This is a genomic window from Altererythrobacter chaiwopuensis (genome assembly GCF_054957755.1).
On sequence record NZ_JBTXJG010000001.1, the window covers coordinates 818,994 to 845,601 of the forward strand.

The window sequence follows — 26,608 nt, forward strand, 5'->3', positions numbered from 1 at the left end:
ACAGGTTGAGCTCTCCTTCCGCGCAAGCCGCCGACGCCAATCTGGAACCCTGGTGGAAGGGCGCGGCGATCTACCAGATCTATCCGCGCAGCTTCCAGGATTCGAATGGCGACGGAATCGGCGATCTGCCGGGCATTACCGCGCGGCTGGATCATGTTGCGTCGCTCGGGGTAGATGCGATCTGGGTTTCGCCTTTCTTCACCTCGCCGATGAAGGATTTCGGTTACGACGTGGCCGATTATTGCGGCGTCGATCCCATCTTTGGCACGCTGGCCGATTTTGATGCACTGGTCGCCCGCGCGCACGAGCTGGGGCTGCGGGTGCTGATTGACCAGGTTTATTCGCACACTTCGGATGAACACGAATGGTTCGCCGAAAGCCGTTCCAGCCGCACCAACCCCAGGGCTGACTGGTATGTCTGGGCCGATCCCAAGCCGGACGGCTCGCCCCCTTCAAACTGGCAATCGGTGTTCGGGGGCCCCGCCTGGACCTGGGATGCACGCCGCCAGCAATACTACCTGCACAATTTCCTCAGTTCCCAGCCGCAGCTGAACGGCCACAATCCGCAGGTGCAGGAGGCATTGCTGGGCGTGGCCAGATTCTGGCTCGATCGCGGGGTTGACGGTTTCCGCCTCGATGCGCTCAATTTCGCGATGCACGATCCGCAGCTGCGCGACAATCCGCCCGCGCCGCCATCGGACAAGCCGCGCACGCGCAGTTTCGATTTCCAGCGGCAGACCTACAACAAGTCGCACGCTGCCATTCCGGCCTTCATCGCCCGGATCCGCGCACTGACAGACGAGTATGACGCGGTGTTTACCGTAGCCGAAGTCGGGGGCGACGAAGCCGAAGGCGAAATGAAGGCTTTCACCGCTGATGGCCGGCATCTCAATTCGGCTTATGGCTTCAACTTCCTGTATGCCGAACGGCTGACGCCCGGCCTGGTTTGCGCGGCGCTGGCCCAGTGGCCGGATGAACCCGGACTGGGCTGGCCCAGCTGGGCATTCGAAAACCACGATGCCCCGCGCGCCCTGTCGCGCTGGTGGAGCGCAGACGAACGCGCCGCCGCAGCGCGCATGAAGATTCTGCTGCTGGCTTGCTTGCGCGGCAACATCATCCTTTATTACGGCGAGGAACTGGGTTTGACCCAGATCGACATCCCGTTCAAGCAGCTGCACGATCCAGAAGCGATCGCCAACTGGCCGCTGACGCTTTCGCGTGACGGCGCGCGCACCCCGATGCCGTGGAGCCATGACGCCCGCCATGCCGGCTTTACCATCGCCGATCCGTGGTTGCCGCTGGGCGAACAAAATGTCGCACGATCGGTCGACCAGCAAGAGGCTGATCCGGCTTCGCTGCTGCACCACACCCGCGCGGTGCTGGCTCTGCGCAACGCCCATCCGTCGCTCAAGCTGGGCGCGGTCACGCGCTGCGAGGTGCGGGGCGATCTGCTGGTTATCGAGCGCGGCCATGGCGATGAAATGCTGCGCTGTCTGTTCAATCTCGGCCGTACGCCAATCGAGGTGCCCCGCCATCTGGCAGGCAGAGAGCTGGTGCACTCTGCCAACAGTGCCACACCCGATCGTTTGCCGCCCCTTGGAGCCCTGGTGACCAAACCATGATCTTGCGTTTTCTTGCTGTAGCCACCGTCCTGATCGCGGCGCTTGCCATGCCGGTCAGGGCAGAAGAACGAGTGACCTCGCCCGATGGACAGATCAGCGTGGCCATTGACGTCGATGGTGAAGGCAAGCCCTTCTACCGGGTGGAGAAAGACGGGGTGCCGGTGCTCGACGCGAGCCGCCTGGGGTTCCTGCTGACCGACCAGGACAAGCTCGAGCGCCGTCTCAGGATCATCGGGTCTGAAACTTCCAGCAATGACGAGACGTGGGAGCAGCCCTGGGGCGAGCGGCGCTATGTCCGTGACCACCACAACCAGCTGATCGTGCGCTTCGAGGAAGAGAGCGATGCGCAGCGCCGTTTCGGCGTCATCTTCCGGGTGTTCGATGACGGGATCGGTTTTCGCTATCTGTTCGATGATACCAGCATGGGCCAGACCGTGCGCATTGCCGAGGAACTGACCGAGTTCAACATCACGGCAGACGGCAAGGCGTGGTGGATTCCCGGCGGCGAATGGAACCGCTACGAATATCTCTATCAGGAGACGCCGATCAGCGCGGTCTCGCTGGCGCATACGCCGTTGACCTTCCGGCTCGACAACGGGACGCACCTGGCAATCCACGAGGCGGCGCTGGTCGATTTCGCCGGGATGTGGATCAAGCGCACCACCGGCACGGGATTTCGCGCTACGCTGGCGCCGACCGGATCGGGCGCGGCCCGCGCGGTGCGCGACGTTCCCTTCGCCACGCCGTGGCGAACAGTGCTGATTGCGCCCGATGCGGCGGGCCTGGCGATGAGCGATATCGGGCTCAATCTCAACGAGCCCAACCGGCTGGGCGATGTCAGCTGGTTCACACCGCACAAATACGTTGGCGTGTGGTGGTCGCTTCATCTCGAAACGGAAAGCTGGGGATCAGGGCCAAGTCACGGTGCCAATACCGCCAACGTCAAGCGCTACATCGATTTTGCCGCCGCCAACGGGTTCAAGGGTGTGCTGGTCGAAGGCTGGAACATCGGCTGGGACGGCAACTGGTTCTTCAACGGCGCCGACTTCAGCTTTACCCAAAGCTATCCCGATTACGATCTGGCGGCGCTGGCTCGCTATGCCGCGAACAAGGGTATAGCGATCATCGGCCATCACGAAACTTCAGGCGATGTCGGCAATTACGAAGCGCAACTGCCCGCTGCGCTTGACCTGATGGCCGCCAATGGCGTCGGCACGATCAAGACCGGCTATGTCACCGATGCCTGCAACTTGCGCTATGTCCATCCCGACGGGCGCGAGACACGCGAATGCACCGAAAGCCAGGTGATGCAGCGCCACCACCTCAAGGTCGTGACTGAAGCGGCCAGGCGGCACATTGCAATCAATCCGCACGAACCGGTCAAGGACACCGGGCTGCGCCGGACCTATCCCAACTGGGTCAGCCGCGAGGGTGCGCGGGGCATGGAGTACAACGCCTGGGGTGTTCCGCCCAACGGGCCGGACCATGTCCCGACTATGGTGTTCACCCGGATGCTGGCGGGGCCGATGGACTATACCCCCGGCATCCTCAGCCTTGAGGGGCGCGGCCAACCCCTGCAGATGACGCTAGCACGCGCGCTGGCGGAATATGTCGTGATCTATTCGCCGATCCAGATGGTGGCTGACCTGCCGGAACATTATGCGCAGCACAAGGCGGCATTCCAGTTCATCAAGGACGTGCCCACTGACTGGTCTGACAGCCGTGTGCTGGCGGCCGAAGTCGGCGATTATGTCGTCACCGCGCGCAAGGACCGCAGCAGCGACGCATGGTATGTCGGCGGCGCCGCTGGCGAGCAGGGGCGCAAGCTTTCGGTCGCGCTCGATTTTCTCGACCCGGGCCGCGCCTATCGCGCCGAAATATACCGCGATGGACCAACGGCAACCTATGAGGGGCAGGGGAGGTTCGATATCGTGATAGAAAGCCGGGCGGTGACATCGGCCGATGCGCTCGATCTGGCGATGGCGCCGGGTGGCGGCTTTGCGATAAGGCTGGTACCGGCAGTGAGGTGAGCGAGCGAGTTCCCCCACGCGTTGTCATCCTTGGCGGCGGCAGCGCCGGATGGATCACTGCCTGTCTGCTCCACCATCAATGGGCAGCGCGCGGCGGCAGCGTCACAGTTGTCGAGAGCCCGGAAATCGGGATCATCGGCGTGGGCGAGGGCTCGACCCCGCAGTTAAAGGCCTTCTTCGACCATCTCGGCATTGCCGAAAGCGAGTGGATGGCGGCCTGCGATGCGACCTACAAGCTCGGCATCCGCTTCACGGGATGGAGCGAGCGCGAGGGTTTTGACAGCTATTTCCATCCCTTTCCAGGGCCGACCGACCTGCATAGCGAGCCCGGCTTCGTGCAGAACTGCCTGCTGGCGCGGCGGGGCTTTGCGGTCCCCGCGCACCCTGATCACTGGTTTCTGGCGGCACGGCTGGCGCACGCGCGCAAGGGCCCGCACCCATCCGAAAATTTCCCCTTCGCCCCCAGCTATGGCTATCATTTCGACGCGCACCGGCTGGGCGGTTTTCTGCGCGAATGGGCAAGCGCGCGGGGCGTGGTGCATGTTCCGGCGACAGTGGCCGAGGTCGAGCTGTTCGGCAATGGCGATGTCGGCGCGCTTTTGCTCGGTGACGGGCGCCGGATCGAAGGCGACATTTTCGTTGATTGTTCAGGGTTCCGCAGCCTGATCGCGCAGCAGGCAATCGGTGTGCCGTTCTACTCTTTCGCTGAAAACCTGTTCAACGACCGCGCGGTTGTGATCCCGACTGCGCCGCAAGTGCCGTTCCATCCCCAGACCGACAGCATCGCGATGCGGGCAGGCTGGCGCTGGTCAATCCCGCTCACCTCGCGCGTGGGCAATGGCTATGTCTATTCCTCGCGCCATATTTCGGACGAGGAGGCCGAAGCGGAACTGCGCACCGCAATCGGTGTGGACGATACCGGGCAAGAGGCGCGCTTTCTGAAAATGAAGGTCGGCCGCGTGGCTGAAAGCTGGCACCGCAATTGCCTTGCCGCAGGGTTGGCGCAGGGCTTCATCGAGCCGCTCGAGGCAACCGCACTGCATATCGTGATCGCCACTGCGCTGGAGTTTGCCGATGCCTGCGAGGCAGGCGGTTTCACCGCAGCCAACCGCGATACCTTCAACTCCGCGATCGGCGCACGCTATGACGGTATCCGCGACTATATCGTCGCCCATTACCGCATGAACCAGCGCCATGACACGGATTACTGGCGCGACAATGCCGCCAACCAGGCGCTGTCGGACAATCTCAAGGCGATGATGACGGCCTGGTTCACGCATCAGGACATGGCGCAGGCGAATGCTGCAACTTATGCCGATCCGGTCTATTCCTCGCTGAGCTGGCATTGCCTGTTTGCCGGATACGGCACCTTCCCACCGCCAGCCAAAATGCGGCCGCTGCCGCAGGGTGCCAGCGGTGCCGATGCCGGGCGGGTCGAACACATGCTCGAAGCCTGCCAGCGCAACTTCCCTGATTATTCGACCGGGTGATTCCCGCCCGGTGAGGCCAAACAAAATACCAATAGATTGTAATTTTCTAACCCTTGCGATAGGAATCGCCTGCAAAGTCTGCCGAGTCCGATCAAAGAGGTTTTCCGCATGCTCGTAGGTGTTCCCAAGGAAATCAAAGCCCATGAATATCGCGTCGGCCTGACGCCTGAGGCGGTGCGCGAATATGTCAGCGCCGGACACCAGGTGATCGTCGAGACCACAGCGGGCGAGGGCATCAGCAAGGGTGACGAGGTCTATCGCGCCGCCGGGGCCGAAATCGTCAGCAGCGCGGCTGAAGTGTTCGCGCGGGCCGAGATGGTGGTCAAGGTGAAGGAACCACAGCCCAATGAATGGGTGCAACTGCGCGAAGGGCAGATCCTGTTTACTTATCTCCACCTGGCGCCCGATCCCGATCAGGCGCGGGGCCTGATGGCATCGGGTGTTTCGGCGGTGGCCTATGAAACGGTTACCGCGTCCGATCGTTCGCTGCCGCTGCTCGCGCCGATGAGCGAAGTGGCCGGGCGGCTTTCGATCGAAGCGGGTGCCACGGCGCTATATGCGCACAATGGCGGCCGCGGCACGCTGATGGGCGGGGTGCCCGGCGTGCTCCCGGCCAAGGTGGTGGTGCTGGGCGGCGGCGTGGTCGGCACGCAGGCGGCGCGCATGGCGGCGGGGCTTGGCGCGCGGGTCGAGATTTTCGACAAGTCGCTGCCGCGTATCCGCCAGCTTGACGAGATGTTCCAGGGCCGCGTGGCCACCCGTTATTCGACTATCTCGACGATCGAACAGTCGATCGCCGATGCCGATTTGGTGGTGGGTGCGGTGCTGATTCCGGGCGCCTCCGCGCCGCATCTGATAACGCGCGAAATGCTGGGCCTGATGAAGCCGCGCGCGGTGCTGGTAGATGTCGCGATCGATCAGGGCGGCTGCTTTGAGACCTCGCATCCCACCACGCATGATGCACCGACCTATGAGGTGGACGGGATCATCCATTATTGCGTTGCCAATATGCCCGGCGCAGTGCCGCTGACCTCGTCTTACGCGCTCAACAACGCCACGCTGCCGTTCGGCCTGGCGCTGGCGGCAAAGGGCATAGCCGCGTGCGAGGATGATCCGCACCTGATGCTTGGCCTCAACGTGCACCAGGGCCGGATCGTCAATGCAGCGGTAGCGGAAAGCCTGGGCTTCGGCGGTTGACGCCCTAACGCCAGAGGGGTGATCAGCTGAGCGATCCAGAGCTGTTTGGTGCGTAGCGCAGTCGCGAGCGGACTGGTCTCATGTGCTGTTTTCCCTATTTTCAGGCAATTTGCAGGCAAAATTGCATTTTCTGGCCATTCCAGGCGGCCCGTGATCGTCAGAAAACCCCAGAATTCTGCGTTTGCAACTATAAATTCCCTGCGTAGGTAACAGGGAATTCGTCACGGCCATCCGCTGAAACAACTGAAACCATTTGGCGGCTTCGGCGGCATCGAATTGATACATTGAGAGGGGAAAAGGTCCTCGTTCGGAGCGGACAGTCGCTCTGACTTTACTCCCCTTTTCAAATTCAATCCGAGGACCTGATACAATGACCACTGTAACCATCGAAAAGCCCGCCCGCGTCGCCATGAACGGCGTTGATGTCCCAACCTTTATCGCCACGCTTGGCGCAGTCGACAAGCAGCGCGAAATCGCTCGCTTCACCTTCCGCGCCAATGGCAAGTGGATGTCGGGCACGCATAGCCGTGTAAACTTCAAGAGCTTCTTCGGCGCCTGCTCGGAAAACGAGCACAAGCAGACCTATTCGATCGAAGGCGATCACCCCGAAGTGCTCTGCGGCAGCGACAATGCCCCGACCCCGGCCGAACTGTTGCTGGGCGCACTGTCGGCCTGCCTTACTGCCGGTATTGGCAACATCGCTTCGATGCGCCAGGTCAAGCTGGAATCGGTTGATGTGATCGTCGAAGGCGACATTGACCTTAACGGTATCCTTGGCATCGACCCGCAGACCCGCAACGGCTTTCAGGGCGTCCGCGTTCTCGTGGCCATCAAGGGCGACGCCGATGACGAGACCCTCGAAAAGATCGTCCATCAGTCGGTCGCCCGCTCCGCAGTATTCGACGTGATGACCAATGGTGTGCCGGTTGCCGTGAGTGCGGTCGTCAGCTGACACCAAGCTCACCTTCCAACGCCATAGAGTGAAATCCAGCCCGCCGGTTCCCGCAACCGGCGGGCTTTCTGCGTCCGGCTCAGCTTGGGGTAGGCTGAAACAATCGAAACAATTTTGCCTCTGGCGCGGCACATTCCCGATACATGGCTGGTCCAAACAGGGCGCGACACCAAGCAAGGAGCGCCCCATGGCCCGCATGATTGACTGCCTTATTATCGGAGCCGGCCAGGCCGGGCTGGCGATGAGCCATTGTCTCTCGGCCCATAGCATCGAGCACGTCGTTCTGGAACGCGGCCGGATTGGCGAGCGCTGGCGCTCTGAACGATGGCCAGCATTGCGTTTGCTGACCCCGGGTTGGATGACCCGTATGCCGGGCGGCGCACTGGCCACCAGGGCAGATGGCTTTCTGAAGTCTGCCGATCTCGTCGACCGGCTCGAAGATTATGCCGCCAAGCATGGCGCGCCGGTCGAGGACAATACCGAGGTGCTCGCCGTCGAGCCGGTCGGCGATCGGTTCCGCGTCGTGACCAGCGCGGGAAGTTGGATTGCCCGCGCGCTGGTGGTAGCGACCGGAGCCTGCGACCGGCCACGAGTTCCGGCCTGGAGCCTTGGCCTCGACCACCGCATTCATCGAGTCACGCCAAGCCAGTATCGCGGCATGGACCATTTGCCCGATGGCGGCGTGATGGTGATCGGCGGGTCGGCCACCGGCGTCCAGCTGGCACGCGAGGCGGCAGTTTCTGGCCGCCGGACGATCCTTGCCGCAGGCCGTCACGTTCGCACTCCGCGCCGTTATCGCGGCATGGATCTGTTCGAGTGGCTCGATTTTGTTGGCTTCCTTCGGGATCGCCGTCCGCCAGGGCGCAGCCAGCGCGAATTGATGGCTCAGCCTTCCCTGCAACTGGTGGGGGATGCAGCCAAGGGCGATATCGACCTGGCCGCGCTAGCTGCACAGGGAGTCACAATCACCGGCCGCGCGCTCAATGCCGCCGGTTCAAGAATTCACTTTGCCGACAACCTGGCGAGCGAATTCGCGGCTGCAGAACGGCGACGCAGGAAGATTCTCGAGCGGATTGATTCTGAAATAGCCCTGTGGTCGCTCACCGTCGAGCAGGACCCCGTAGCATGGCTGCAACCCGCGGCCGTTCCGCAAGGTCCGACGCAAATCGACCTTCTAAGCGAGGGCATCTCAACAGTCATCTGGGCCACTGGATACCGGCGCTCCTATCACTGGTTGCATCTCGATGCATTCGACGAACATGGCGAGATCGCCCAACAAGACGGCATCGCCAGTTGGCCAGGACTTTACGTCCTTGGCCTGCCCTTCATGCGTCACCGCGCATCGAGCTTCATCGATGGCGTCGGGCGGGATGCCGAAGCCCTTGCCCAGACAATCATTGCCCAGCTTGGCGCGCACAAACTGCGCGCAGCCTGAAAGGATATTGCCATGACTCTCACCGGATTTGCCCACGGACATTATGACGCCATTATCGTGGGTGCACGTTGTGCTGGCGCGGCAACGGGCATGTTGCTCGCCCGGCAGGGAGCGCGCGTGCTGGTGGTCGATCGCGATCCGTATGGCAGCGATACCATTTCCACGCACGCATTGATGCGCGGCGCAGTGATGCAGCTGACCAATTGGGGACTCGTGCACAATGTCGCAGCAACAGGCGCCCCTCCCCTGCGCGCGACGTCGTTCATCTATGGCAAGCAGGAACCGATCGACATCGAGATTTCACCGCAGCATGGCGTCAGCGCTTTATATGCTCCACGGCGCCACGCGCTCGACAAGGTTCTGGTCGACGCCGCCCGGCGCAGCGGTGCCGAAATCCACCATGGCATAAAGTGCGTCGACCTTCTCCGCGCTCCCGATGGTGCCGTTTCAGGCGCGTTCCTGCGCGATGCCGGTGGGGCAATCCACAAAATTTCCGCCGAACTGGTGATCGGTGCTGATGGCAGGAATTCGGCCGTCGCCAGGTTGGCCGGCGCGGGATACACCAAGCGCGGCACGCATGCTTCGCGCTGCATCTATGGCTATTTCAACGGACTTTCACCGCGCGGATATCGCTGGCACTGGGGCGAAGGCGCCGCAGGCGGCATCATCCCCACCAATGACGGTCAGGCCTGTGTTTTCCTGTGCCTGCCACAGCGCGCGCGGGACAGATTTCGCGAGGCGCTGAAGCCCGCAGGCTTCCGGGCGCAGATTGCCGCGCTGATGCCGCAGATGGACAGCGAGCTTGAGGGTGGACGGCTTGCCCGGCGGCTCACCGGCTTCGCGGGTGAACCTGGCTACATGCGCCAGGCATGCGGTGATGGCTGGGCGCTGGTCGGCGATGCAGGCTACTTCAAGGATCCGATCACGGCCCACGGCATCACCGACGCATTGCGGGATGCGCAGATCCTCGCAGACAGCTGGTATCAAGGAAAGCTCGATGAATATGCCGCCACGCGGGATGCAATTTCGCAGGATCTGTTGCGGATCTCGGACAAGATTGCGGCCTATGACTGGACGCTTGAGCAGCTGATGGACCTTCACCAGTCGCTGAACCTGGCCATAAAGGCCAATCAGCACTGGATGGCCCAAAGTATGAACCGGTTGGTCGAGGCCGCTTGACATCGGCACGCCCCGATTTGATTTTTTCGTTGGTTAGAGGCACTCTTCCCCCGGGTTAGAGGGGTTTCGGGATTAGAGTCATGCAACAGACGCTGTTCGATAAATATGGCGGTTTCTCCGTCATCTCAAAGATCGTGATGGATCTTTATGACCGCTTGCTGGACGATGATGATGTCGGCCCGTTCTTCGACGATGTCGATATGGCCCGGATCGTCGACCACCAGACCAAGTTCGTCTCATCGCTGATGGATGGCCCGGCGTCCTACACCGACAACCAGATCGAGAAGCTGCATGCACATCTGGCGATCGCAGCACGTCATTTCGAACAGCTTGCGTTGATCCTGCGTGAAACGCTGCTGGCGCATGGCATTAGCGAAGAAGATGCCACAACGATTGTCGGGCGGTTCACAGAACGCCGCAATCTCGTCGTGAACAGTTGACGCCATGTCGATCGAAGCCATCAACGAACAATTGCTGCGCGCCATCGGCGTGGGCGTGTCGCTGCTCGACCTGGCCGACCTGCGGCTCCGCTTCATCAATGACACATTCCAGGAATGGTTTGGCGAGGCGGAGCTTGGCCAGCCATTGACGGAACTGTTCCCCGGCATTGATGCAGCAGAGGTGCACAAGGCGCTTGAGGCCGAAGGTCGCTATGTCGGCGAGACCAGCTTTCGCGTGCGCCGGCGCACCCTGACCATCGCGCTCACGATAAACCCGGCATTGGAACGCAATGAACGCGTCGCCGTGCTCGTGTGCCAGAATATCAGCCGGATCAAGGAACTGGAATCAATGATCGATTCCTATTCCATGATGGTCGAGCGCAACACGCGCGAGATCAAGCGTGAGAAGGAGCAGGTCGAACGGCTGCTGCTCAACATGATGCCGCGCTCGGTTTATGATGAGTACAAGACCTTCGGTGTCGTAACCCCCCGCCTGTATGATGATGTGGCCGTGATATGCCTCGACTTCGTCGGGTTCAGCCAGACGGTGAAAAATCAGGATGCGAGCGTCGTTGTGAGCGAGCTCAATGATATCTACACCGCTTTCGACCGCATCGGTGACCAGTTCGGGTGCGAACGAATAAAGACCGTCGGTGACACGTACATCACTGTTGCCGGCATGCCAGACCCATCGGAACGTGCCCTGCAATCGGTGGTCGATGCCGCGATCCGGTTCGAGCGTTACCTCGCTCAGCGCAATCGCAGCCATCCAATCGGCTGGCAGTGCCGGATCGGCATCGCAATGGGACCGGTCATCGGGTCGGTAGTGGGTGTGCAGAAGTATATCTACGATGTCTTCGGACCCGCCGTGATTGAGGCCAATGCGCTGCGCCAGGCTGCGGAACCCATGCAGATTGTGGCTCCGGCAGCGCTAACCGAAATGCTCGGTGAAGCGATCGCGCTTTCACCTGCCGGAACCATCAGGAGCGACGGAGGCGAAGAGAGTGACATCGTCGCAATCCGACCAGTCGATGCGAGTGAGCAAGGCTAGGGTGTGATGACGGCGGCCGAGGCCCATTCCGGCAAGCAGATACTCGATGAGGTCGTGAATGCATTGCAAGACGGGATTGCCCTGTTCGATGCCTCCGCTCGCCTGCTTCAGGCAAACCAGTCCTTTCGCCAACTCAATCCGAAAGTAGCTGAACTTATCGTACCTGGTCTCGAGTGGGATCACCTGCTGATAGAGATGGTCGCAAGGGGTGCGGTTGCCCCGTCAGCGAGAGAGCGGATCCAGTGGATGGAAAGCCGGCTTGAACCGGACCAGCCTCCACTGCCGCCCTTGATGGTAGAGATGCGTGATGCCGGAGTGCATGAGTTCGCCATGCGGCCCACGGCGCGCGGCGGGTTTCTGCTGATGCAGTCCGACGTTACTGCCCGCAGCCAGACTGATGAAGACGAACGCGAGGCAGACGCACTCTTGCGCCAGGTCATGGAAGCGTGCCCAGCAGCGTTGCTCATGTCGCGGATCGCCGATGGTCAGATTATCTACCGTTCGCCAGCTGCACGCGACTTGCTTGGCCCCGGCCGGAACGCAGCGGCGCATTTCGTCAGCCGCACCGATCGCGCCGATTTCATTACTGCCCTGTTGCCCGAGGGCAGGATTGACGAGCGCACCATCGAACTGCAACGGACGGATGGCAATTGCTTCCCCGCGCTCGTTTCGGCGAGGCTGATCGAATACCGTGGGGATGACGTAATTGTCTCCTCAATCGTCGATATCACCAAGGAAGTCGCACTGCGCAGGACGCTGGCGCAGCAGCGCGAGCGAATCTTCCAGGCCGAAAAGCTCTCCGCCCTGGGCGAATTGCTGGCCGGGGTGGCGCATGAACTGAACAACCCGCTTTCCGTAGTGGTTGGGCACGCGCTGATGATGCGCGAGGAAACCACCGACCCGGCAACACTTGCCCGGATCGAGAAGATCGGCGAGGCCGCCGAACGCTGTGCACGGATCGTGAAATCATTCCTCGCCATGGCGCGGCAGCAGAAGGTCGATGCCCGCCCTGAGAAGCTGGCTGAAATCCTTGACGAGGCGCGAAACGCCATCGCGGCCCATGAGACATTCGAAATCATTATCAACCTTCCCCCTGATCTTTCGCCTGTGCTGGTCGACCGCAGCCAGTTGGAACAGGTTTTCGGTAACCTGCTGTTGAATGCAGTACAGGCGATGGATTTGAGTGGTACCGGTGACAGGGTCGAGGTTTCAGCCCGGTTGCTTCCCGGCGATGAGATGGTCGGGATCGACATTATCGACAATGGTCCGGGCATTCCGGAGGAAACCGGCAAGCGAGTATTCGAGCCCCTTTTCACTACCAAGGGCCCGGGCCAAGGTACCGGGATCGGCCTCGCCTTCTGCCATCGGGTGATCCATTCGCATGGCGGCACGATCGAACTGATGCCGTCAGCCAGCGGTGCGCATTTCCACATCACCTTGCCGGTTGCCCGCGAGGCAGGCAGGCAGGCATCGAAAGCCGGTGCCCACAGTGACGGTAGCCACGGGAACATCCTGGTGATCGACGACGAAGGGGAAGTGGCTGACCTCATTTCGGAGATACTCAAACGCGAAGGCTATCAGGTGGACACGGTTGCCAGCGGCGAGGAAGGGCTCGAACTGGCGACGACGCATGATTACGATGCCATCCTGACCGACATGAACATGCCGGGAATCAGCGGGCGCGGCTTTTACGAGGGATTGGGCAGGCGGCGGCCTGAACTGCTTGACCGGGTAGCCTTCGTTACAGGTGACACCATGAGCCCGGCCGTACGCGATTTCCTTGACCAGGCTGGCTGCGATTACCTCGAGAAACCGATCGCTCCGCAAGACTTGCGTGAACTCGCCCGGCGCCTACTCACTGGAGCGAAGCAAATTGGCTGACGGCAATCTCATATACGTCTGCGACGACGAGCAAGACCTGCGTGAGATGCTGGCTGAATATCTCGGCAAGCACGGTTTCGAGGTGAGGCAAGCGGGCAACGCAGACGAAGCACGCGTGCTGATCGCCAACCAGAAGCCCGATCTGATGCTGCTCGACATCAACATGCCGGGCGAAGATGGGCTCTCGCTGCTGCGTTCGCTCCAGAGTGGTGCGGCCCCGCGAATTATCATGCTGACGGCTGCGGGCGAAACCGTTGACCGGATCGTGGGGCTGGAGCTGGGTGCGGATGACTATCTCGGCAAGCCGGTGGACCTGCGCGAGCTGGTGGCAAGGGTCCGCGCAGTGCTGCGGCGCTCGAACAAGGAAGAATCGGGCTCGGCCACGACTGATCTTGAGGGGCGGATTCGTTTCGGCAAGGCCTGGCTCGATCTCGAGGCGGCCAAGCTGTTCGACGAAGATGGGAATTCCTTGCCGTTGACCTCGATGGAGTTCAACCTCTTGAAGCTGTTCGCCCAGAACAAGGGCCGCGTGCTCAATCGGGACCAGATCCTGGAAGGCGCGCATGACCGTTCGTGGGATCCGTTCGACCGCAGCATCGACATCCGCATCTCGCGCATCCGCAGGAAGATTGAGCCCAACCCTTCCAAGCCGGTCACGATCCGCACGGTTCGCGGGCTGGGGTATATCTTCGATCCGGACGGGTACTGAAGACCCATCTACCGCTGATACAATTGAAACATTTTCCGGCCTTCCGCGGGATCAGGCTGAAACACGCGCAGCCTATTCCCGCACTTGCCCAAAGCAAGCCAGAAGGACCCGCCAATGACCGCTCAATTCCCCTCCCCTCCTCTCCCGCGGAGCCTGGCGGGTCCTTCTGGTTCCATACTCGAACTGGTCGGCAACACTCCCGTAGTGCTGATGCAAAGGCTCTCGCCCCCCGGACGCGAAGTCTACGCCAAGCTCGAAGCTTTCAACCCGATGGGATCGGTCAAGGACAGGCTGGCAATAGGCCTGATAGAGGCTGCAGAAGCCGACGGTTCGCTCAAGCCCGGCCAGACCGTGGTAGAGGCAACCAGCGGTAACACCGGCATCGGACTCGCCATGGTCTGCGCCCGCAAGGGTTATCCGCTGGTGATCGTAATGGCCGAAAGCTTCAGCATCGAAAGGCGCAAGATACTGCGCTATCTCGGTGCCAAAGTAGTCCTTACGCCTGCGTCCGAGAAAGGCACCGGCATGATTGCCAAGGCGCGCGAACTGGCTGAGACGCACGGCTGGTTCCTGCCGCGGCAGTTCGAGAACGAAGCCAATGCCGCGGTTCACGAACGGACTACGGGAATGGAAATCATCGAGGCCTTTGCGGAGCGCCCGCTCGATTGCTTCGTCAGCGGTTTTGGCACCGGCGGTACCATTGCCGGTGTGGCAAGGGCGCTGCGTCGGCACAGCCCCAACACCCGCATCATTGCCTGCGAGCCGGAAAATTCCCCCATGCTCGGCTCAGGTTTGCCGCAGGCTTACCATGCCGACGGGACTCCTGCGGGCAGCCATGCCGTGTTCCGTCCGCACCCGGTGCAGGGCTGGGCACCGGATTTCATCCCCGCGATCACCCATGATGCAGTTCGTGACAAGCTGATTGACGAAATCGTGCCTGTCTCGGGTGACGAGGCGATCACCTGGTCGAAACGCCTTGCCCGCGAGGAGGGCATTTTCTGCGGTATCAGTTCGGGTGCCACCTTCGCCACCGCACGCCGGGTCGCCGAGCAATTGCCGAAAGGGTCACGCGTGCTGGCCATGTTGCCCGACACCGGCGAACGATACATGTCCACGCCGCTGTTCGCCGATATAGGCGAAGCCATGGACGAGGACGAAATTGCGATCTCTCGCTCGTCCCCCACTGCCCGTTTTGATGCCGCTCCGGTCAGGCCCGCAGTTGCGCCCGAATCCGCCAGTCCAAGTGCCGTCACTCATGTCGATGCGCTCCTGACAGATGAGGAACAACCGTTGGTATTCTTTGCCCTGGAGTGGTGCGAGTTCTGCTGGTCCGCGCGCAAGCTGCTCGACGCACTGGAAGTGCCCTATCGCCTGGTAGCACTTGACGGGCCGGACTATGCCGACCCAGAATGGGCAGCCGATGTCCGCCGCGCTGTCGGTGAGCGCAGCGGTGCGCCTACCATCCCCCAGATTTTCCTGCGGGGCCAGCATCTCGGCGGAGCAACCGACCTGTTCGATCGCCACAATGCGGGCCTCCTGGCGGGAATACTCGCTGGCGCCGGACTGGAAGCGAAGGGTGCTGGGCCGGACAATGCATATTCCTTGCTGCCGGCCTGGCTGCAGCCACGCTGACAGGTAAAGACTGGATACTGGACAATGAAAGAAGCAGAACTGGAGCTCGCTGCCAGGCTTGCAATACGGTCGCGCTGCGAATTGCGCCCCCTCCATTCGACCGCGGACCATGCTGAACTGCGCGAGAATTTCGCCATCGGATTGCCTGACAAGGGTCGTGACAGTCTGGAGGTGATCCGCAATCTGGTCGACGCCGCCACGCCCGGCCTGTCAGGCTCAACCGATCCCGGCTTCCTGGCCTGGGTGATAGGCGGATCAAACCCAACCGGCGTGGCAGCAGACTGGCTTGCCTCGGCCTGGGGCCAGAATGCCGGCATGTTCCTGACTTCCCCTGCCGCGGCGGTTGCCGAGGAAGTGGCTGGCGAATGGTTGGTGGATCTTATGCAACTGCCCCGCAGCTGCAGCGTGGGATTCTCGACAGGGGCCACCATGGCGGCCTTTGCCTGCCTTGCGTCGGCCAGGTTGGGCGTGCTGGCACGCAAGGGTGTAGCGCTTGAGGAATGCGGCCTTGCCGGGGCTCCTCCGGTGGCGATCTACATTGCCGAAGATGCGCACGTCTCCAACTACTCGGTGCTGCGCTATCTGGGTTTCGGGACAAACCAGATCCGACGCATCCCGTCTGTACCGCAGGGCACGTTCGATCTCGCAGCGCTGGAGACGGCAATGGCCAGAGATGGCGATGTTCCGCGCATCGTTATTGCCCAGGCGGGGCATATCATGTCTGGCGCATTCGACAATTTTCCCGTTATCGCAGAGCTCTGCCGCAAACACGATGCCTGGCTGCATATCGATGGTGCCTTCGGCCTGTGGTGCCGCGCGAGCCCGCGCCTGCGCCACCTCGCGAAAGGCGCAGACCTTGCCGACAGCTGGTCGGTTGACGGGCACAAGTGGCTGCAGGTTCCATATGATTCCGGATTTGCGATCGTGAAGGACCGCACGCTGCACCGGGCGGCGATGCAGATGACTGCGGGCTATATCGAGCGCGAGGCGGCGCACGAACCCGATCCAAGCGATTACGTGCCCGAATTGTCTCGTCGTGCGCGCGGATTTGCCGCTTGGGCGATGCTGCAGCACCTGGGTCGGCGCGGTTTGGCCGAAATGATCGAACGCCATTGCCGGGCAGCTCAGAAAATCGCGGCAAGCCTGGACAGAATCGAAGGTATCCACCTGCGCAATGAGGTAATCCTGAACCAGATTGCAGTCGGCTTCGATCTGCTGCCTGGTGTGGATGCCGCAGAGGCCGTTGCCGAACGCCTGAATGCAACCGGCCGCTATTTCCTGCGCACGGCCAAATGGCGCGGAGAGAAAGTGCTTCGAATCTCTGTCATATCTGACCGTGTAGATGACCAGCTTGCCGCCCGCCTTGCCGGCGATCTGGCGCGGGTATGGCGCGAATTGTGCGCGAGCCTTGTTGAAACAAACGAAACACGTTTCCACGCTGCGCGACACATGGCTGATACTTCGCTGTCCTAGAGCTTGGTCATCGCCTGAAAGGGCAAAGACCAACTAAAGGAGAATGACAATGTACGATAACCCGACTGCCAGCTCGGCCGACCGTTTCAAATTCGCAATTGCGGCCAGCATTTGCGCCTTCACCACCATCAGCTCGGCAGTGGCCATGTTAGCGCTTCAAGGAATGGTGGTCTGAAAACGGCCACGACAAGTTGAACGGAATACGGCCTGCCAGACTTACAATTTAGTCTTTTCAGATTGAGCTGGCTTAGCCCGCGGATCGTCGAAACGGTCCTGGCGGGTCACCAACCGGCCTCTCTGACCCGATAACAACTGTTTGACATCGATCTGCCGGTCGACTGGGCCGAGCAGGAAGCGCTGCTGCGTATCGCACGCTGATATTGCTAGCCCTATCAATGCCGAACAAAGGCCTGAGGCGAGGAAATCACAGACAGAGAAAAGGAGTGATTGGGGCGGCGAAAGCCGGCTCTTTCAGCGGTCTCTCGCCCAGGCGCATGAGATCGACCGCCGGAAACCCCCCAGAACTGCGCCATTTTTGGCCGTGTTTGCATAGGATGGTGGAAAATCAGTTCAGCGAAGGACTGTTTGGTGCGGTCGAGAAGACTCGAACTTCCACGGGCGTTAGCCCACAACGACCTCAACGTTGCGCGTCTACCAATTCCGCCACGACCGCACCCAGTCGTTCAAGGGAGCGAACGTCCCTTGCGAACAGGAGCGCGCCACTAGCAACAGCGGTGCGGCTCCGCAAGCAATTTACCGCAGGCTTTGCGGTCGTGCCGTTCAGGTGGGCTTCCAGCCGATCTCGACCACGCTGGCAGACCGCGGCACATCGACCATGGCTTCGCGTATTGTCACGGTTTCGCCGGGTGCAAGTTCGCTTTGCGGCGGGGCCAGTTCCCACGTGTAAACGATGCGGTCCTGCTCGTCGCGCAGCACGATCAGGATCGGTGGCACCGAAGCGCCCGTGCGGCCGGTGTTGGTAACAGACCCGTTGACTTCGAAATACTCTGTGCCGTTGGGCAGGGTCCGCAGATCCTGCTGTTCGGCGGGGAAATCGAGCTGCAATTGCGGCTGCTCCATCCCGAAAGTGGGCCGCTGGATCGGCACCCAGGCGGGCAGGCCGTAATAATTGACCGCCACCGCAGCGCCGCTTGCGGCAATAAAGAACACCACCGCCGCCGCCGTCCACAGCTTGAGCGGGTTGCGGCGCGCGCGGAACGGCGGCTCGTGCTCGAACTGCGAATAATCGCCATCCGGCTCTTCGGTGTAGCCGGGCGCATCATCTGCTTCGACATCGGGAGAGGTCGGCACTCCCGGCGCGGCCGCAGGCTCGCTCACAGCGGCTGGTTCCCGATCCGCTTCACCCTCATCGGCTTCGGCCTCGCCGCGGCGATCGCTCGAGCGCCAGAAGTTGACCGAGGGCCGTGCACCGGGATCGGCGGGCTCCGCTGTATCGGGCGCCGCCTCATTATCAAACGGCTCGGGTTGATCTGCCTGCTCGGGCGCCTCGTCACGGGGCGGAGGCGCAACCTCTTCAGCGGGTGCCGGTTCGGCAGCGGGCGAGGGTTCAAGCACGGGGCCATCCTGGAACCAGCTGTGCTTGCATTTGGCGCAGCGGACCGTGCGTCCATCGATGCCGATGGCCGTGTCAGGCACAACATAACGTGTGCGACAGGCTGGACAGGCGATGATCATGGCAAACAAAGCCTTACGCGGCGTGGTATGGCGCTAGCAAGAGCGCGTTACGCGCGAGAGGGCGAAAGCCGCCTTTTTTCCACACCGAAGCCCCGCTATAGCCCCCCGGTGGCGATGATTGACCTTGCACTGCCCCGATCTTGGGATAGAGCCGCGCGATGACCCATGGGGCAGGCGAAATCGTGACCTTCGACAATGTCGGGCTGCGGTATGGCACCGAACCAGAGGTGCTGCGCGATCTTGCCTTCACGCTATTCGCCGGGCGGTTCTATTTCCTCACCGGTGCCAGCGGCGCGGGCAAGACCAGCCTGCTCAAGCTGCTCTACCTGGCTCAGCGCCCCTCGCGCGGGGCGATCCGCATGTTCGGCAATGACATGATCACCTTGCCGCGCGACCGGTTGCCCATGTTTCGCCGGAAGCTGGGAGTTGTGTTCCAGGACTTCCGCCTGATCGAGCATCTTTCGGCATTCGACAATGTCGCGCTGCCCTTGCGTTTGGCGGGTGTGCGCGAAAGCGAGCTGGTCCGGCCGGTCAGCGAAATGCTGGAATGGGTCGGCCTGGCCAAGCGGATGGACGGAGTTCCCGCCACCATGTCGGGCGGCGAGCAGCAGCGCGTTGCCATCGCGCGTGCGGTGATCGGGCGGCCCGACCTGCTGATCGCCGACGAGCCAACCGGCAATGTCGATCCCGACATGGCGCTGAAATTGCTGCAGTTGTTCGAACGGCTCAACCGCCTCGGGACCACGGTGATCGTGGCGACGCATGATATCCATTTGCTGCGCCAGGTACCGGATTCGCTGATCATGCGGCTGCAGAAAGGCAGTTTGCTAGACCCCACAGGGGCACTGCGGTTTCCCCCGCGCCTGGCACCGCGGGCAAGTGAGCGGGGAAGCGAGGCATGAACGGCGAACCGGCTATCGGTCATTCGCTGGTGCGTGATCTGGTGCCGTTCCGCGGGCGGCGTGCGGCCAATCTGGTGCCGCGCAAGCTTGCCAGCGGTCCGATGCCCTGGGTGATCGCGATCATGATCGCGCTGACAGTGATGGCGGCTGCAGCAGGACTGGCGCTGGGCAATCTGGCAGACCGCGCACGGGCTGACCTGTCTGGCGCGCTGACAGTGCAGATTGTCGAGGCGAATGCCGAAATGCGCGCTACCCAGGCGCAGCGTGCCGCCGAACTGCTGCGGGCTGACAAGGCGGTCGCGGGACTGCGCGTGATCCCGCAGGATGAACTGGCTGAAATGCTGGCTCCCTGGATCGGAGCCGGTGGTGGCAGCGGTGATGGTGGTTTCGATGCGGTGCCGATTCCGGCGCTGATCGATGTCCAGCTCAGCACTCTTGCGGATACGGCTGAAATTGCCCGGCTCAATGCGATGTTGGTGAGCGAGATACCCGGCGCGCGGGTCGATGCGCAATCTGATTGGCTGAGACCGGTTTATGATGCGCTGGCGGCGCTGCAATATCTTGCGCTGGCACTGATCGCCTTGCTCGCCTTGACCAGTGCGGGGGCGGTGTGGCTTGCAGCGCGCAGCTCTTTCGCCAACCATCGCAAGACCGTGGAAATCGTCCACCTGCTTGGCGGCACTGATCGCCAGATTGCGCAGGTGTTCCAGCGCAGCGTGACGATCGATGCTATGGTAGGCGGTGTGATCGGCCTTGCCCTGGGCGCGCTTGCGGTCTGGCTGATTGGCGGCCAGTTTGCTGCCATCGATTCGGGCATGGTCGCAGGCGGAAACCTGCGGCGCCTTGACTGGCTTGTGCTAGCGGCAATTCCGCTGGCCGGGGTCTTGCTTGCCATGCTGACCGCGCGCATCACGGTGATGTCAGCCTTGAGGCGAATGTTATGATATTGAGACTCCTTTCCACGATATTCCTGGCCTGGGCGTTTGGCTTCGTGTGGTTCTTTGCCACGCTGCCTGCGCCTGTCGGCAAGATTGAAACAGATGCCGTGATCGTGCCCACCGGCGCTGCCGGGCGAATTCAGCGCGGAATCGAAGCGCTCGACAAGGGCTGGGCTGAACGGATGCTGGTCAGCGGGGTGGATCTGGAAGTCAGGCCGGATGAATTCGCTGCGGAGTTCGGGGTTTCGCAGCGGCAGATGCGCTGCTGCATCGACCTGGGCTTCGCTGCCATCGACACGCGCGGCAATGCTGAAGAAATCGCCAAATGGGTGGTGGAACACCGGGTCGGTTCGATCCGGCTTGTGACCAGTGACTGGCATATGCGCCGCGTGGCGAGCGAACTTAACCGCACTTTGCCCAGCACCGTTACCGTGGTGCCCGATGCGGTGCGCAGCGAGCCGGGTTTCGGCGTGCTGCTGCTCGAATATCACAAGCTGGTGGTCACCTATCTGACCGGCCTGGTCAAAGCCTGAGTTGAACGCAATGTCGGTGCTGCGCAGCCTGCTCTATTACCCGCTGTTTTACGGGGGAAGCGCCGTGCTGGTTTTTGCGGCAGGTCTTGCCTCGTACCTAGGGAGCGAGACACTGCGCGCCGTAGTGCGCTGGTGGACCAACTGGCATCGCTGGTGCGTGACCTATATTCTGGGCATCGAAATACGCGTCGAGGGAAAAATTCCGGCCGGGCCGGTGCTGATCGCAATGAAGCACGAAAGCTTCTTCGAGGCGATCGATGCGCCTACCCTGCTGCCCTATCCATCCGTCTTTGCCAAGCGCGAGCTGTTCAAGATCCCGGTCTGGGGGCGGTCTGCGCGGGTCTATGGGTTGACCCCGGTCTCACGCGACGAAGGTGCCCGGGCGCTGCGCCAGATGCTGAGCGCGGCGAAGCAAAGGCTGGCTGAAGGCCGCCCCTTGCTGATTTTCCCGGAGGGAACGCGCGTCCCGCATGGCAAGCCCGCTCCTCTGCAAGCTGGATTTGCCGGAATCTACAAGCTGCTGGGTGTTCCGGTGATCCCATGCGCGGTCAACAGCGGGCCGCTATACCACGGCTTGTGGAAGCGCGGCGGGGTGATAACCTATAAATTCGGCGATTTGATTCCCGCAGGGCTGTCGCGCGCCGAGGCCGAAGCCCGTGTACAGGCGGCAATCAATGCTCTGAACGAAGGGGGCTAGTGCTCCCGGCCAAAGTCGGGCCGCTCATCATCCTGCCCTTCCTCGATGATCCCGCGGCGGATTGCGCGGGTGCGGCTGAACAATTCGTGCAGCGTTTCGCCATCGCCCGAACGGATCGCACGTTGCAGCGCGGTGAGATCCTCGGTAAAACGGCCCAGCATCTCCAGAACCGCAGACTTGTTGTGCAGGAACACGTCGCGCCACATCACCGGATCGGAAGCGGCGATGCGGGTGAAATCGCGGAAACCGCCGGCCGAATACTTGATCACCTCGCTGCGGGTCACGTCTTCCAGATCGCTCGCCGTGCCAACGATGGTATAGGCGATCAGGTGCGGGATGTGGCTGGTCACCGCCAGCACCAGATCGTGATGCTGCGGGTCCATGATCTCGATCCGCGCGCCCAGCGTGCGCCAGAATTCGGCCAGCGTGTCGACCGCGGCTTGCTCTGCCCCGGCAGGCGGGGTCAGGATGCACCAGCGGTTTTCGAACAATGTGGCGAATCCGGCTTCCGGCCCGCTTTGTTCGGTGCCCGCAACTGGGTGGGCCGGAATGACCGTGGCACCGGGAAGCGCAGCTGCAAGATCCTCAGCCACGCTCTGCTTTGAAGAACCGACATCGCTCACGATCGCATGCGGTGGCAGAACATCGGCAATTGCCATGGCAGCTTCGCGCATCGCGCCCACCGGCACGCACAGGATCACCAGATCGGCCCCACGCACGGCTTCTTCGGCGCTGTCATACACCCTGCCCACCAATCCGCGTTCGGCAGCCTTGGCGCGCGCGGCGGGGCTGGAATCATAGCCACTGGTGGCAATATGCGCTGCGCGCGCTTGAACTGCCAGCCCGATCGAACCGCCCAACAGGCCCAGCCCGATGATCGTGACCTTCTCGATATTCATGCGCCTTCGCCAACGAGTTCGCGCAGAGCGGCGGCGATCGCGCCCATCTGCTTGTGCGTGCCGATGGTGATGCGCAGCGCATGGGGCAGGCCCTGGCCCGGCAGGTGCCGCACGGCAAAACCTGCTTCGCCAATCGCGTCGAGCGCCTGTGCCGCGCTCACTTCGCCTTCGAACAGTACCAGCAGGAAATTGGCCTTGCTGGGAATTGGCCGCAGTCCGTGATTGCCGAGTGCCTCGATCGATGCGGTGAAATGGGCCAGTTCCTCGGCATTGTGCTCACGGCTGCGGGCAACGAAATCCTGATCGCCCAGCGCGGCCAAGGCGGCAGCCTGCCCGCTGGTGGTGACATTGAACGGCCCGCGGATGCGGTTCAGTACATCGATCATTTGCGGCGCGCCTGTGGCCCAGCCGATCCGCTCGCCCGCCAGCCCGTAGATCTTCGAGAAGGTGCGGGTGACGAGCACGTTTTCATGGCGCGCAGCCAGCTCCAGCCCGCCATCGTCCTCGCCTTCGCCGAGATATTCGGCATAGGCCTGGTCGATTACCAGCAGCACATCGGTTGGCAGCCCGGCGTGGAGCCGCTCGACCTCAGCGCGCGGCAGGTAGGTTCCGGTGGGGTTGTTGGGGTTGGCGATAAAGACCACCCGCGTGCGATCCGTAACGGCAGCCAGCAGCGCATCGACATCCGTGGCATAGTCGCTGTCCGGTGCTTCCACCGGCGTCGCGCCGCAGCGCCTTGCAGCGATGTCATAGACTATGAAGCTGAAGCGGCTGAACAGCACTTCATCCCCTGGCCCGGCAAAGCCCTGAGCGGCGAGGTTGAGCAATTCGTCCGAGCCGGTGCCGCACACGATCCGCGCCGGATCAATGCCATGCAGCGCGCCGATGGCGGCACGCAGATCGCGCGCGTCGGGATCGGGATATTCGGCGCTGCCCGCAACCGCGCGCCGTGCCTCGGCGGCGGCGGTGCTGGTGCCGAGCGGGTTCTCGTTTGCCGATAGCTTGACCAGCTGGCGCCCATCCGCAGCCACTGCCTTTCCTGGCACATAGGCATGAATGCCCATGATCCAGGGTTTGCCTTCGGGACGGGAGCTTGCTTGTTCGGTCATGGCGCGGCGGCGCATAACCGCTTTCGCTGCCGAAAAACAGTGCAATTGACTTAAGCCGCGCCCTCGCCCAATCGGTGCGGCCCATGGCACCAACGCTGCCCTCGAAGCGCCTTACGCTCAGCAACGATCTGCCGCTTGACAGCGGGCAGGTGCTTCCGCGTGTCGAGATCGCCTATGAGACCTACGGCGAACTGGCGGCGGACAAGGGCAATGCGGTGCTGGTCTGCCATGCCCTGACGGGGGACCAGTATGTCGCCTCGAGCCACCCGATTACCGGCAAGCCGGGCTGGTGGGAACGGATGGTGGGGCCGGGCAAGGTCGTCGATACCAATCGCTTCCATGTCATCTGCGCCAATGTAATCGGCAGCTGCATGGGCTCGACCGGCCCGGCTAGCGAGGCGAGCGACGGCAAGCCTTATGGCATGCGTTTCCCTGTCATCACCATCCGCGACATGGTGCGCGGCCTTATCGGCCTGCTCGACGGGCTCGGCATCGAGCGGCTCCACACAGTGATCGGCGGATCGATGGGCGGGATGCAGGCATTGAGCCTTGCCGCCAACTGGCCCGATCGCGCGGCGCGCGTGCTGGCGATCGCCACCACCGCGCGGCATTCGGCGCAGAATATCGCCTTTCACGAAGTGGGGCGGCAGGCGATCATGGCCGATCCCAACTGGCGCGGGGGCGATTATTACGGCGGCTCCACGCCCGATGCCGGCCTCGCGGTGGCGCGCATGGCCGCGCATATCACCTATCTTTCGGAAGAGGGACTGACCGAGAAGTTCGGGCGCCGCCTGCAGGACCGGCCCGACGGTACAAAGGGGACGAAGAGCTTCGGCTTCGATGCCGATTTCCAGGTCGAAAGCTATCTGCGCTATCAGGGCAGCGGCTTTACCCAGCGCTTCGATGCCAATTCCTACCTCTATATCACTCGTGCGATGGATTATTTCGACCTTGCGGAAGAACATGGCGGTAAGCTGGCCGATGCCTTTGCCGGGCACGGGCTCACATCGGTGAACGGCAAGGGCGCGCGTTTCTGCGTGATCAGCTTCGATAGCGACTGGCTTTATCCCACCGCGGAGAGCCGCCACATCGTGCACGCGCTCAATGCAGCGGGCGCGCCGGTGAGTTTCGTAGAGCTGTCGGCGCCATTCGGGCATGACAGCTTCCTGCTCGATGTGCCCGCGCTCGACCGGGTGATGAAGGGGTTTATTGAATGATCGAACTCTCCAGCGGCTATGAATTGATCGGCGATCAGAGTGAAATTGATGCCGCCGCTGCCCATGCCTATCTTTGCCGCAGCTATTGGTCACAGGGGATTCCGAGTGAAATCGTGGCCCGTGCGCTTTCCAATAGCCTATGCGTGGCGGTTCGGTACGAAGGTGCGCAGGTGGCCATGGCCCGTGTCATCACTGACCGCGCTACTTTCGCCTATCTTGCTGACGTCTATGTTCTCGACGAGCACCGCGGCAAAGGCCTCTCGAAAGCGATGATCTCCTATTTGCACGATCACCCGGAGCTTCAAGGGCTACGTCGCTGGCTGCTGATGACCCGCGATGCGCATGGTCTTTACGAACGGTTCGGGTGGACAGCGCTGGCCAGCCCGGGATCGGCGATGGAATTGCACAATCCGGCGGTTTATGCATGAGCTTGCGGCCAGACCTTGCCGTAATCGCGCAGAATATCGCGCCGGGTAGCCGCGTCCTCGACATCGGCTGCGGTGACGGCAAGCTGATGGCCGAGCTGGTCGAAAGCCACGGGATCGATGCGCGCGGGCTCGAAATCGATCCGCAGCTGGTCGAACGCTGCGTGGCGCGCGGGCTGTCGGTGGTGCAGGGCGATGCCGGCAGCGATCTTGCCAACTATCCTGACAAGGCGTTCGACTATGCGATCCTGTCGCAGACGTTGCAAACCGCCGCGCGGCCCGACCGTATGCTCGACGAACTCCTGCGGGTGGGGCGGCAGACCTTCGTCAGCTTTCCCAATTTCGCACATTGGCGTACCCGCAGCGCGCTGATGCTGGGTGGGCGCATGCCGGTGACCCGCGCATTGCCGGTGAGCTGGTACGAGACGGAGAACATCCACCACGTGACAATCGCCGATTTCCGCGAACTGGTGGCGGAAAAGGGCGTGACGGTGGAAAACAGCTGGTTCTTCTCCGGTGGGCATGAAATCGGCAATTTTGCGGCCAATCTCCGCGCCGAATTCGCGCTGTTCCAGTTAAGTCGCCAAGGCTAGCGCTGGCACTGGCGCAACATTCTCGCGCTGCGGCGCCACATATTGTAGCGCGCGGTTCAGTTTCGCTGGTATAGTCAAACCCGATGAACATGATCCTGATCGCAGCCGCATTTGGCCTTGCCCCGATAGCCATTCAGGCTTCCCCTCCGGCACCTGTTCCGGCGCCCGAATTGTCGCAGGAAAACGCCGCGCTGCTGCGCTGTTCCGCTGCCTTTGCTCTGGTGTCCTTCGGGCAGGCGAGCGGCCAGGAGGCTTCGCTCAAATGGCCCTCGATCGATCCCCGCGGGCGCGAATTCTTCGTCCGCGCGCTGGCCCGTGTGATGGACGATACCGGCCTGGATCGCGAGGCAGTGGCGCAGCTGGCACAGGCAGAGGCCCAGCGCCTGCTCGATCAGCAGCAGCTCGATGCCGTCATGCCGGCGTGCCTGTTGATGCTGGATGGATCGGGGATCTGATAACCGCCATTCCAGCGCTTGAGCCGGTGGATTTGCTGCGCGAATTGAGGCAAG

At 62.1% G+C, this 26,608-nt stretch carries 26 protein-coding genes and 1 tRNA gene; 22 read left to right on the plus strand and 5 right to left on the minus strand.

What is annotated here, in order from left to right:
• The first annotated feature begins 5 nt into the window (after positions 1–5).
• From ACX2DJ_RS04020 to ald, 4 genes are all read left to right on the plus strand, one after another.
• Positions 6–1,622 carry an alpha-amylase family glycosyl hydrolase gene (locus tag ACX2DJ_RS04020; protein ID WP_462571129.1) on the plus strand — a complete coding sequence of 539 codons (1,617 nt, stop codon included), beginning with the start codon at positions 6–8 and terminating at the stop codon, positions 1,620–1,622.
• Complete coding sequence (locus tag ACX2DJ_RS04025; protein ID WP_462571130.1) at positions 1,619–3,652, plus strand: glycoside hydrolase family 97 protein; 2,034 nt, start codon at positions 1,619–1,621, stop codon at positions 3,650–3,652. The genes ACX2DJ_RS04020 and ACX2DJ_RS04025 overlap by 4 nt, the downstream gene beginning before the upstream one ends.
• Positions 3,649–5,142, plus strand: coding sequence for a tryptophan halogenase family protein (locus ACX2DJ_RS04030; protein ID WP_462571131.1), 1,494 nt, complete (start codon positions 3,649–3,651; stop codon positions 5,140–5,142). Before ACX2DJ_RS04025 ends, ACX2DJ_RS04030 begins: the two co-directional genes overlap by 4 nt.
• Positions 5,143–5,250: 108 nt before the next feature.
• Complete coding sequence (ald, locus tag ACX2DJ_RS04035; protein ID WP_462571132.1) at positions 5,251–6,339, plus strand: alanine dehydrogenase; 1,089 nt, start codon at positions 5,251–5,253, stop codon at positions 6,337–6,339.
• A 78-nt stretch (positions 6,340–6,417) separates the two neighbouring features.
• Here ald and ACX2DJ_RS04040 read toward each other — a convergent pair whose 3' ends face one another.
• Positions 6,418–6,624: a hypothetical protein gene (locus tag ACX2DJ_RS04040; protein WP_462571133.1), complete on the minus strand. Its 207-nt coding sequence runs from the start codon at positions 6,622–6,624 to the stop codon at positions 6,418–6,420.
• 85 nt (positions 6,625–6,709) lie between these two features.
• On the opposite strand from ACX2DJ_RS04040, the gene ACX2DJ_RS04045 reads away from it, so the two are divergent.
• The 10 genes from ACX2DJ_RS04045 (at position 6,710) to ACX2DJ_RS04090 (ending at position 17,266) form a co-directional block, all read left to right on the plus strand.
• Entirely contained in the window at positions 6,710–7,291 is a 582-nt protein-coding gene (locus ACX2DJ_RS04045) for an OsmC family protein (protein WP_462571135.1), read from the plus strand.
• 187 nt (positions 7,292–7,478) lie between these two features.
• Complete coding sequence (locus ACX2DJ_RS04050; RefSeq protein ID WP_462571136.1) at positions 7,479–8,726, plus strand: flavin-containing monooxygenase; 1,248 nt, start codon at positions 7,479–7,481, stop codon at positions 8,724–8,726.
• Positions 8,727–8,738: 12 nt separating this feature from the next.
• Complete coding sequence (locus tag ACX2DJ_RS04055) at positions 8,739–9,905, plus strand: NAD(P)/FAD-dependent oxidoreductase (RefSeq protein ID WP_462571137.1); 1,167 nt, start codon at positions 8,739–8,741, stop codon at positions 9,903–9,905.
• An 80-nt stretch (positions 9,906–9,985) separates the two neighbouring features.
• Complete coding sequence (locus ACX2DJ_RS04060; protein WP_462571138.1) at positions 9,986–10,345, plus strand: group I truncated hemoglobin; 360 nt, start codon at positions 9,986–9,988, stop codon at positions 10,343–10,345.
• Positions 10,346–10,349: 4 nt separating this feature from the next.
• On the plus strand, positions 10,350–11,396 hold the full coding sequence (locus ACX2DJ_RS04065; protein ID WP_462571139.1) for an adenylate/guanylate cyclase domain-containing protein: 1,047 nt from the start codon (positions 10,350–10,352) through the stop codon (positions 11,394–11,396).
• 6 nt (positions 11,397–11,402) lie between these two features.
• A complete protein-coding gene (locus ACX2DJ_RS04070) occupies positions 11,403–13,277 on the plus strand; it encodes a hybrid sensor histidine kinase/response regulator (protein WP_462571140.1) in 1,875 nt (624 codons plus the stop codon).
• Positions 13,270–13,986 carry a response regulator gene (locus tag ACX2DJ_RS04075; protein WP_462571141.1) on the plus strand — a complete coding sequence of 239 codons (717 nt, stop codon included), beginning with the start codon at positions 13,270–13,272 and terminating at the stop codon, positions 13,984–13,986. Before ACX2DJ_RS04070 ends, ACX2DJ_RS04075 begins: the two co-directional genes overlap by 8 nt.
• A 114-nt stretch (positions 13,987–14,100) precedes the next feature.
• Positions 14,101–15,618, plus strand: coding sequence for a cysteine synthase A (gene cysK / locus ACX2DJ_RS04080; protein WP_462571142.1), 1,518 nt, complete (start codon positions 14,101–14,103; stop codon positions 15,616–15,618).
• A gap of 24 nt (positions 15,619–15,642) precedes the next feature.
• On the plus strand, positions 15,643–17,091 hold the full coding sequence (locus ACX2DJ_RS04085) for a pyridoxal phosphate-dependent decarboxylase family protein (protein ID WP_462571143.1): 1,449 nt from the start codon (positions 15,643–15,645) through the stop codon (positions 17,089–17,091).
• A 49-nt stretch (positions 17,092–17,140) separates the two neighbouring features.
• On the plus strand, positions 17,141–17,266 hold the full coding sequence (locus ACX2DJ_RS04090; RefSeq protein WP_462571144.1) for a hypothetical protein: 126 nt from the start codon (positions 17,141–17,143) through the stop codon (positions 17,264–17,266).
• Between the two features lie 411 nt (positions 17,267–17,677).
• Here the strand turns inward: ACX2DJ_RS04090 and ACX2DJ_RS04095 are convergent.
• Together ACX2DJ_RS04095 and ACX2DJ_RS04100 are read right to left on the minus strand one after the other, a co-directional pair.
• Positions 17,678–17,764 (minus strand) — tRNA-Leu (locus ACX2DJ_RS04095).
• A gap of 107 nt (positions 17,765–17,871) precedes the next feature.
• Positions 17,872–18,747, minus strand: coding sequence for an MJ0042-type zinc finger domain-containing protein (locus tag ACX2DJ_RS04100; protein ID WP_462571145.1), 876 nt, complete (start codon positions 18,745–18,747; stop codon positions 17,872–17,874).
• A 197-nt stretch (positions 18,748–18,944) separates the two neighbouring features.
• Between ACX2DJ_RS04100 and ftsE the strand changes: the two genes are divergently transcribed.
• The 4 genes from ftsE to ACX2DJ_RS04120 are packed head-to-tail and all read left to right on the plus strand — an operon-like array spanning position 18,945 to position 21,856.
• A complete protein-coding gene (gene ftsE / locus ACX2DJ_RS04105) occupies positions 18,945–19,688 on the plus strand; it encodes a cell division ATP-binding protein FtsE (protein ID WP_462571146.1) in 744 nt (247 codons plus the stop codon).
• Positions 19,685–20,632 carry a cell division protein FtsX gene (locus ACX2DJ_RS04110; protein WP_462571147.1) on the plus strand — a complete coding sequence of 316 codons (948 nt, stop codon included), beginning with the start codon at positions 19,685–19,687 and terminating at the stop codon, positions 20,630–20,632. The genes ftsE and ACX2DJ_RS04110 overlap by 4 nt, the downstream gene beginning before the upstream one ends.
• Entirely contained in the window at positions 20,629–21,159 is a 531-nt protein-coding gene (locus ACX2DJ_RS04115; RefSeq protein WP_462571148.1) for a YdcF family protein, read from the plus strand. Before ACX2DJ_RS04110 ends, ACX2DJ_RS04115 begins: the two co-directional genes overlap by 4 nt.
• Before the next feature lie 10 nt (positions 21,160–21,169).
• Entirely contained in the window at positions 21,170–21,856 is a 687-nt protein-coding gene (locus ACX2DJ_RS04120; protein WP_462571149.1) for a lysophospholipid acyltransferase family protein, read from the plus strand.
• On the opposite strand, the gene ACX2DJ_RS04125 is transcribed toward ACX2DJ_RS04120, so the two are convergent.
• Entirely contained in the window at positions 21,853–22,755 is a 903-nt protein-coding gene (locus tag ACX2DJ_RS04125; protein ID WP_462571150.1) for a prephenate/arogenate dehydrogenase family protein, read from the minus strand. The two genes, ACX2DJ_RS04120 and ACX2DJ_RS04125, sit on opposite strands and share 4 nt — an antisense overlap.
• Positions 22,752–23,864, minus strand: a complete 1,113-nt coding sequence (gene hisC, locus ACX2DJ_RS04130; protein ID WP_462571151.1) for a histidinol-phosphate transaminase — start codon at positions 23,862–23,864, stop codon at positions 22,752–22,754. Before hisC ends, ACX2DJ_RS04125 begins: the two co-directional genes overlap by 4 nt.
• A gap of 83 nt (positions 23,865–23,947) precedes the next feature.
• Here hisC and metX point away from each other — a divergent pair, with 83 nt between their 5' ends.
• The 4 genes from metX to ACX2DJ_RS04150 all read left to right on the plus strand — a co-directional run bounded on the left by metX (position 23,948) and on the right by ACX2DJ_RS04150 (position 26,554).
• On the plus strand, positions 23,948–25,081 hold the full coding sequence (gene metX, locus ACX2DJ_RS04135; RefSeq protein WP_462571152.1) for a homoserine O-acetyltransferase MetX: 1,134 nt from the start codon (positions 23,948–23,950) through the stop codon (positions 25,079–25,081).
• On the plus strand, positions 25,078–25,509 hold the full coding sequence (locus ACX2DJ_RS04140) for a GNAT family N-acetyltransferase (RefSeq protein ID WP_462571153.1): 432 nt from the start codon (positions 25,078–25,080) through the stop codon (positions 25,507–25,509). The genes metX and ACX2DJ_RS04140 overlap by 4 nt, the downstream gene beginning before the upstream one ends.
• On the plus strand, positions 25,506–26,099 hold the full coding sequence (gene metW, locus ACX2DJ_RS04145) for a methionine biosynthesis protein MetW (protein WP_462571154.1): 594 nt from the start codon (positions 25,506–25,508) through the stop codon (positions 26,097–26,099). Before ACX2DJ_RS04140 ends, metW begins: the two co-directional genes overlap by 4 nt.
• A gap of 83 nt (positions 26,100–26,182) precedes the next feature.
• On the plus strand, positions 26,183–26,554 hold the full coding sequence (locus tag ACX2DJ_RS04150; protein ID WP_462571155.1) for a hypothetical protein: 372 nt from the start codon (positions 26,183–26,185) through the stop codon (positions 26,552–26,554).
• Positions 26,555–26,608 lie beyond the last annotated feature (54 nt).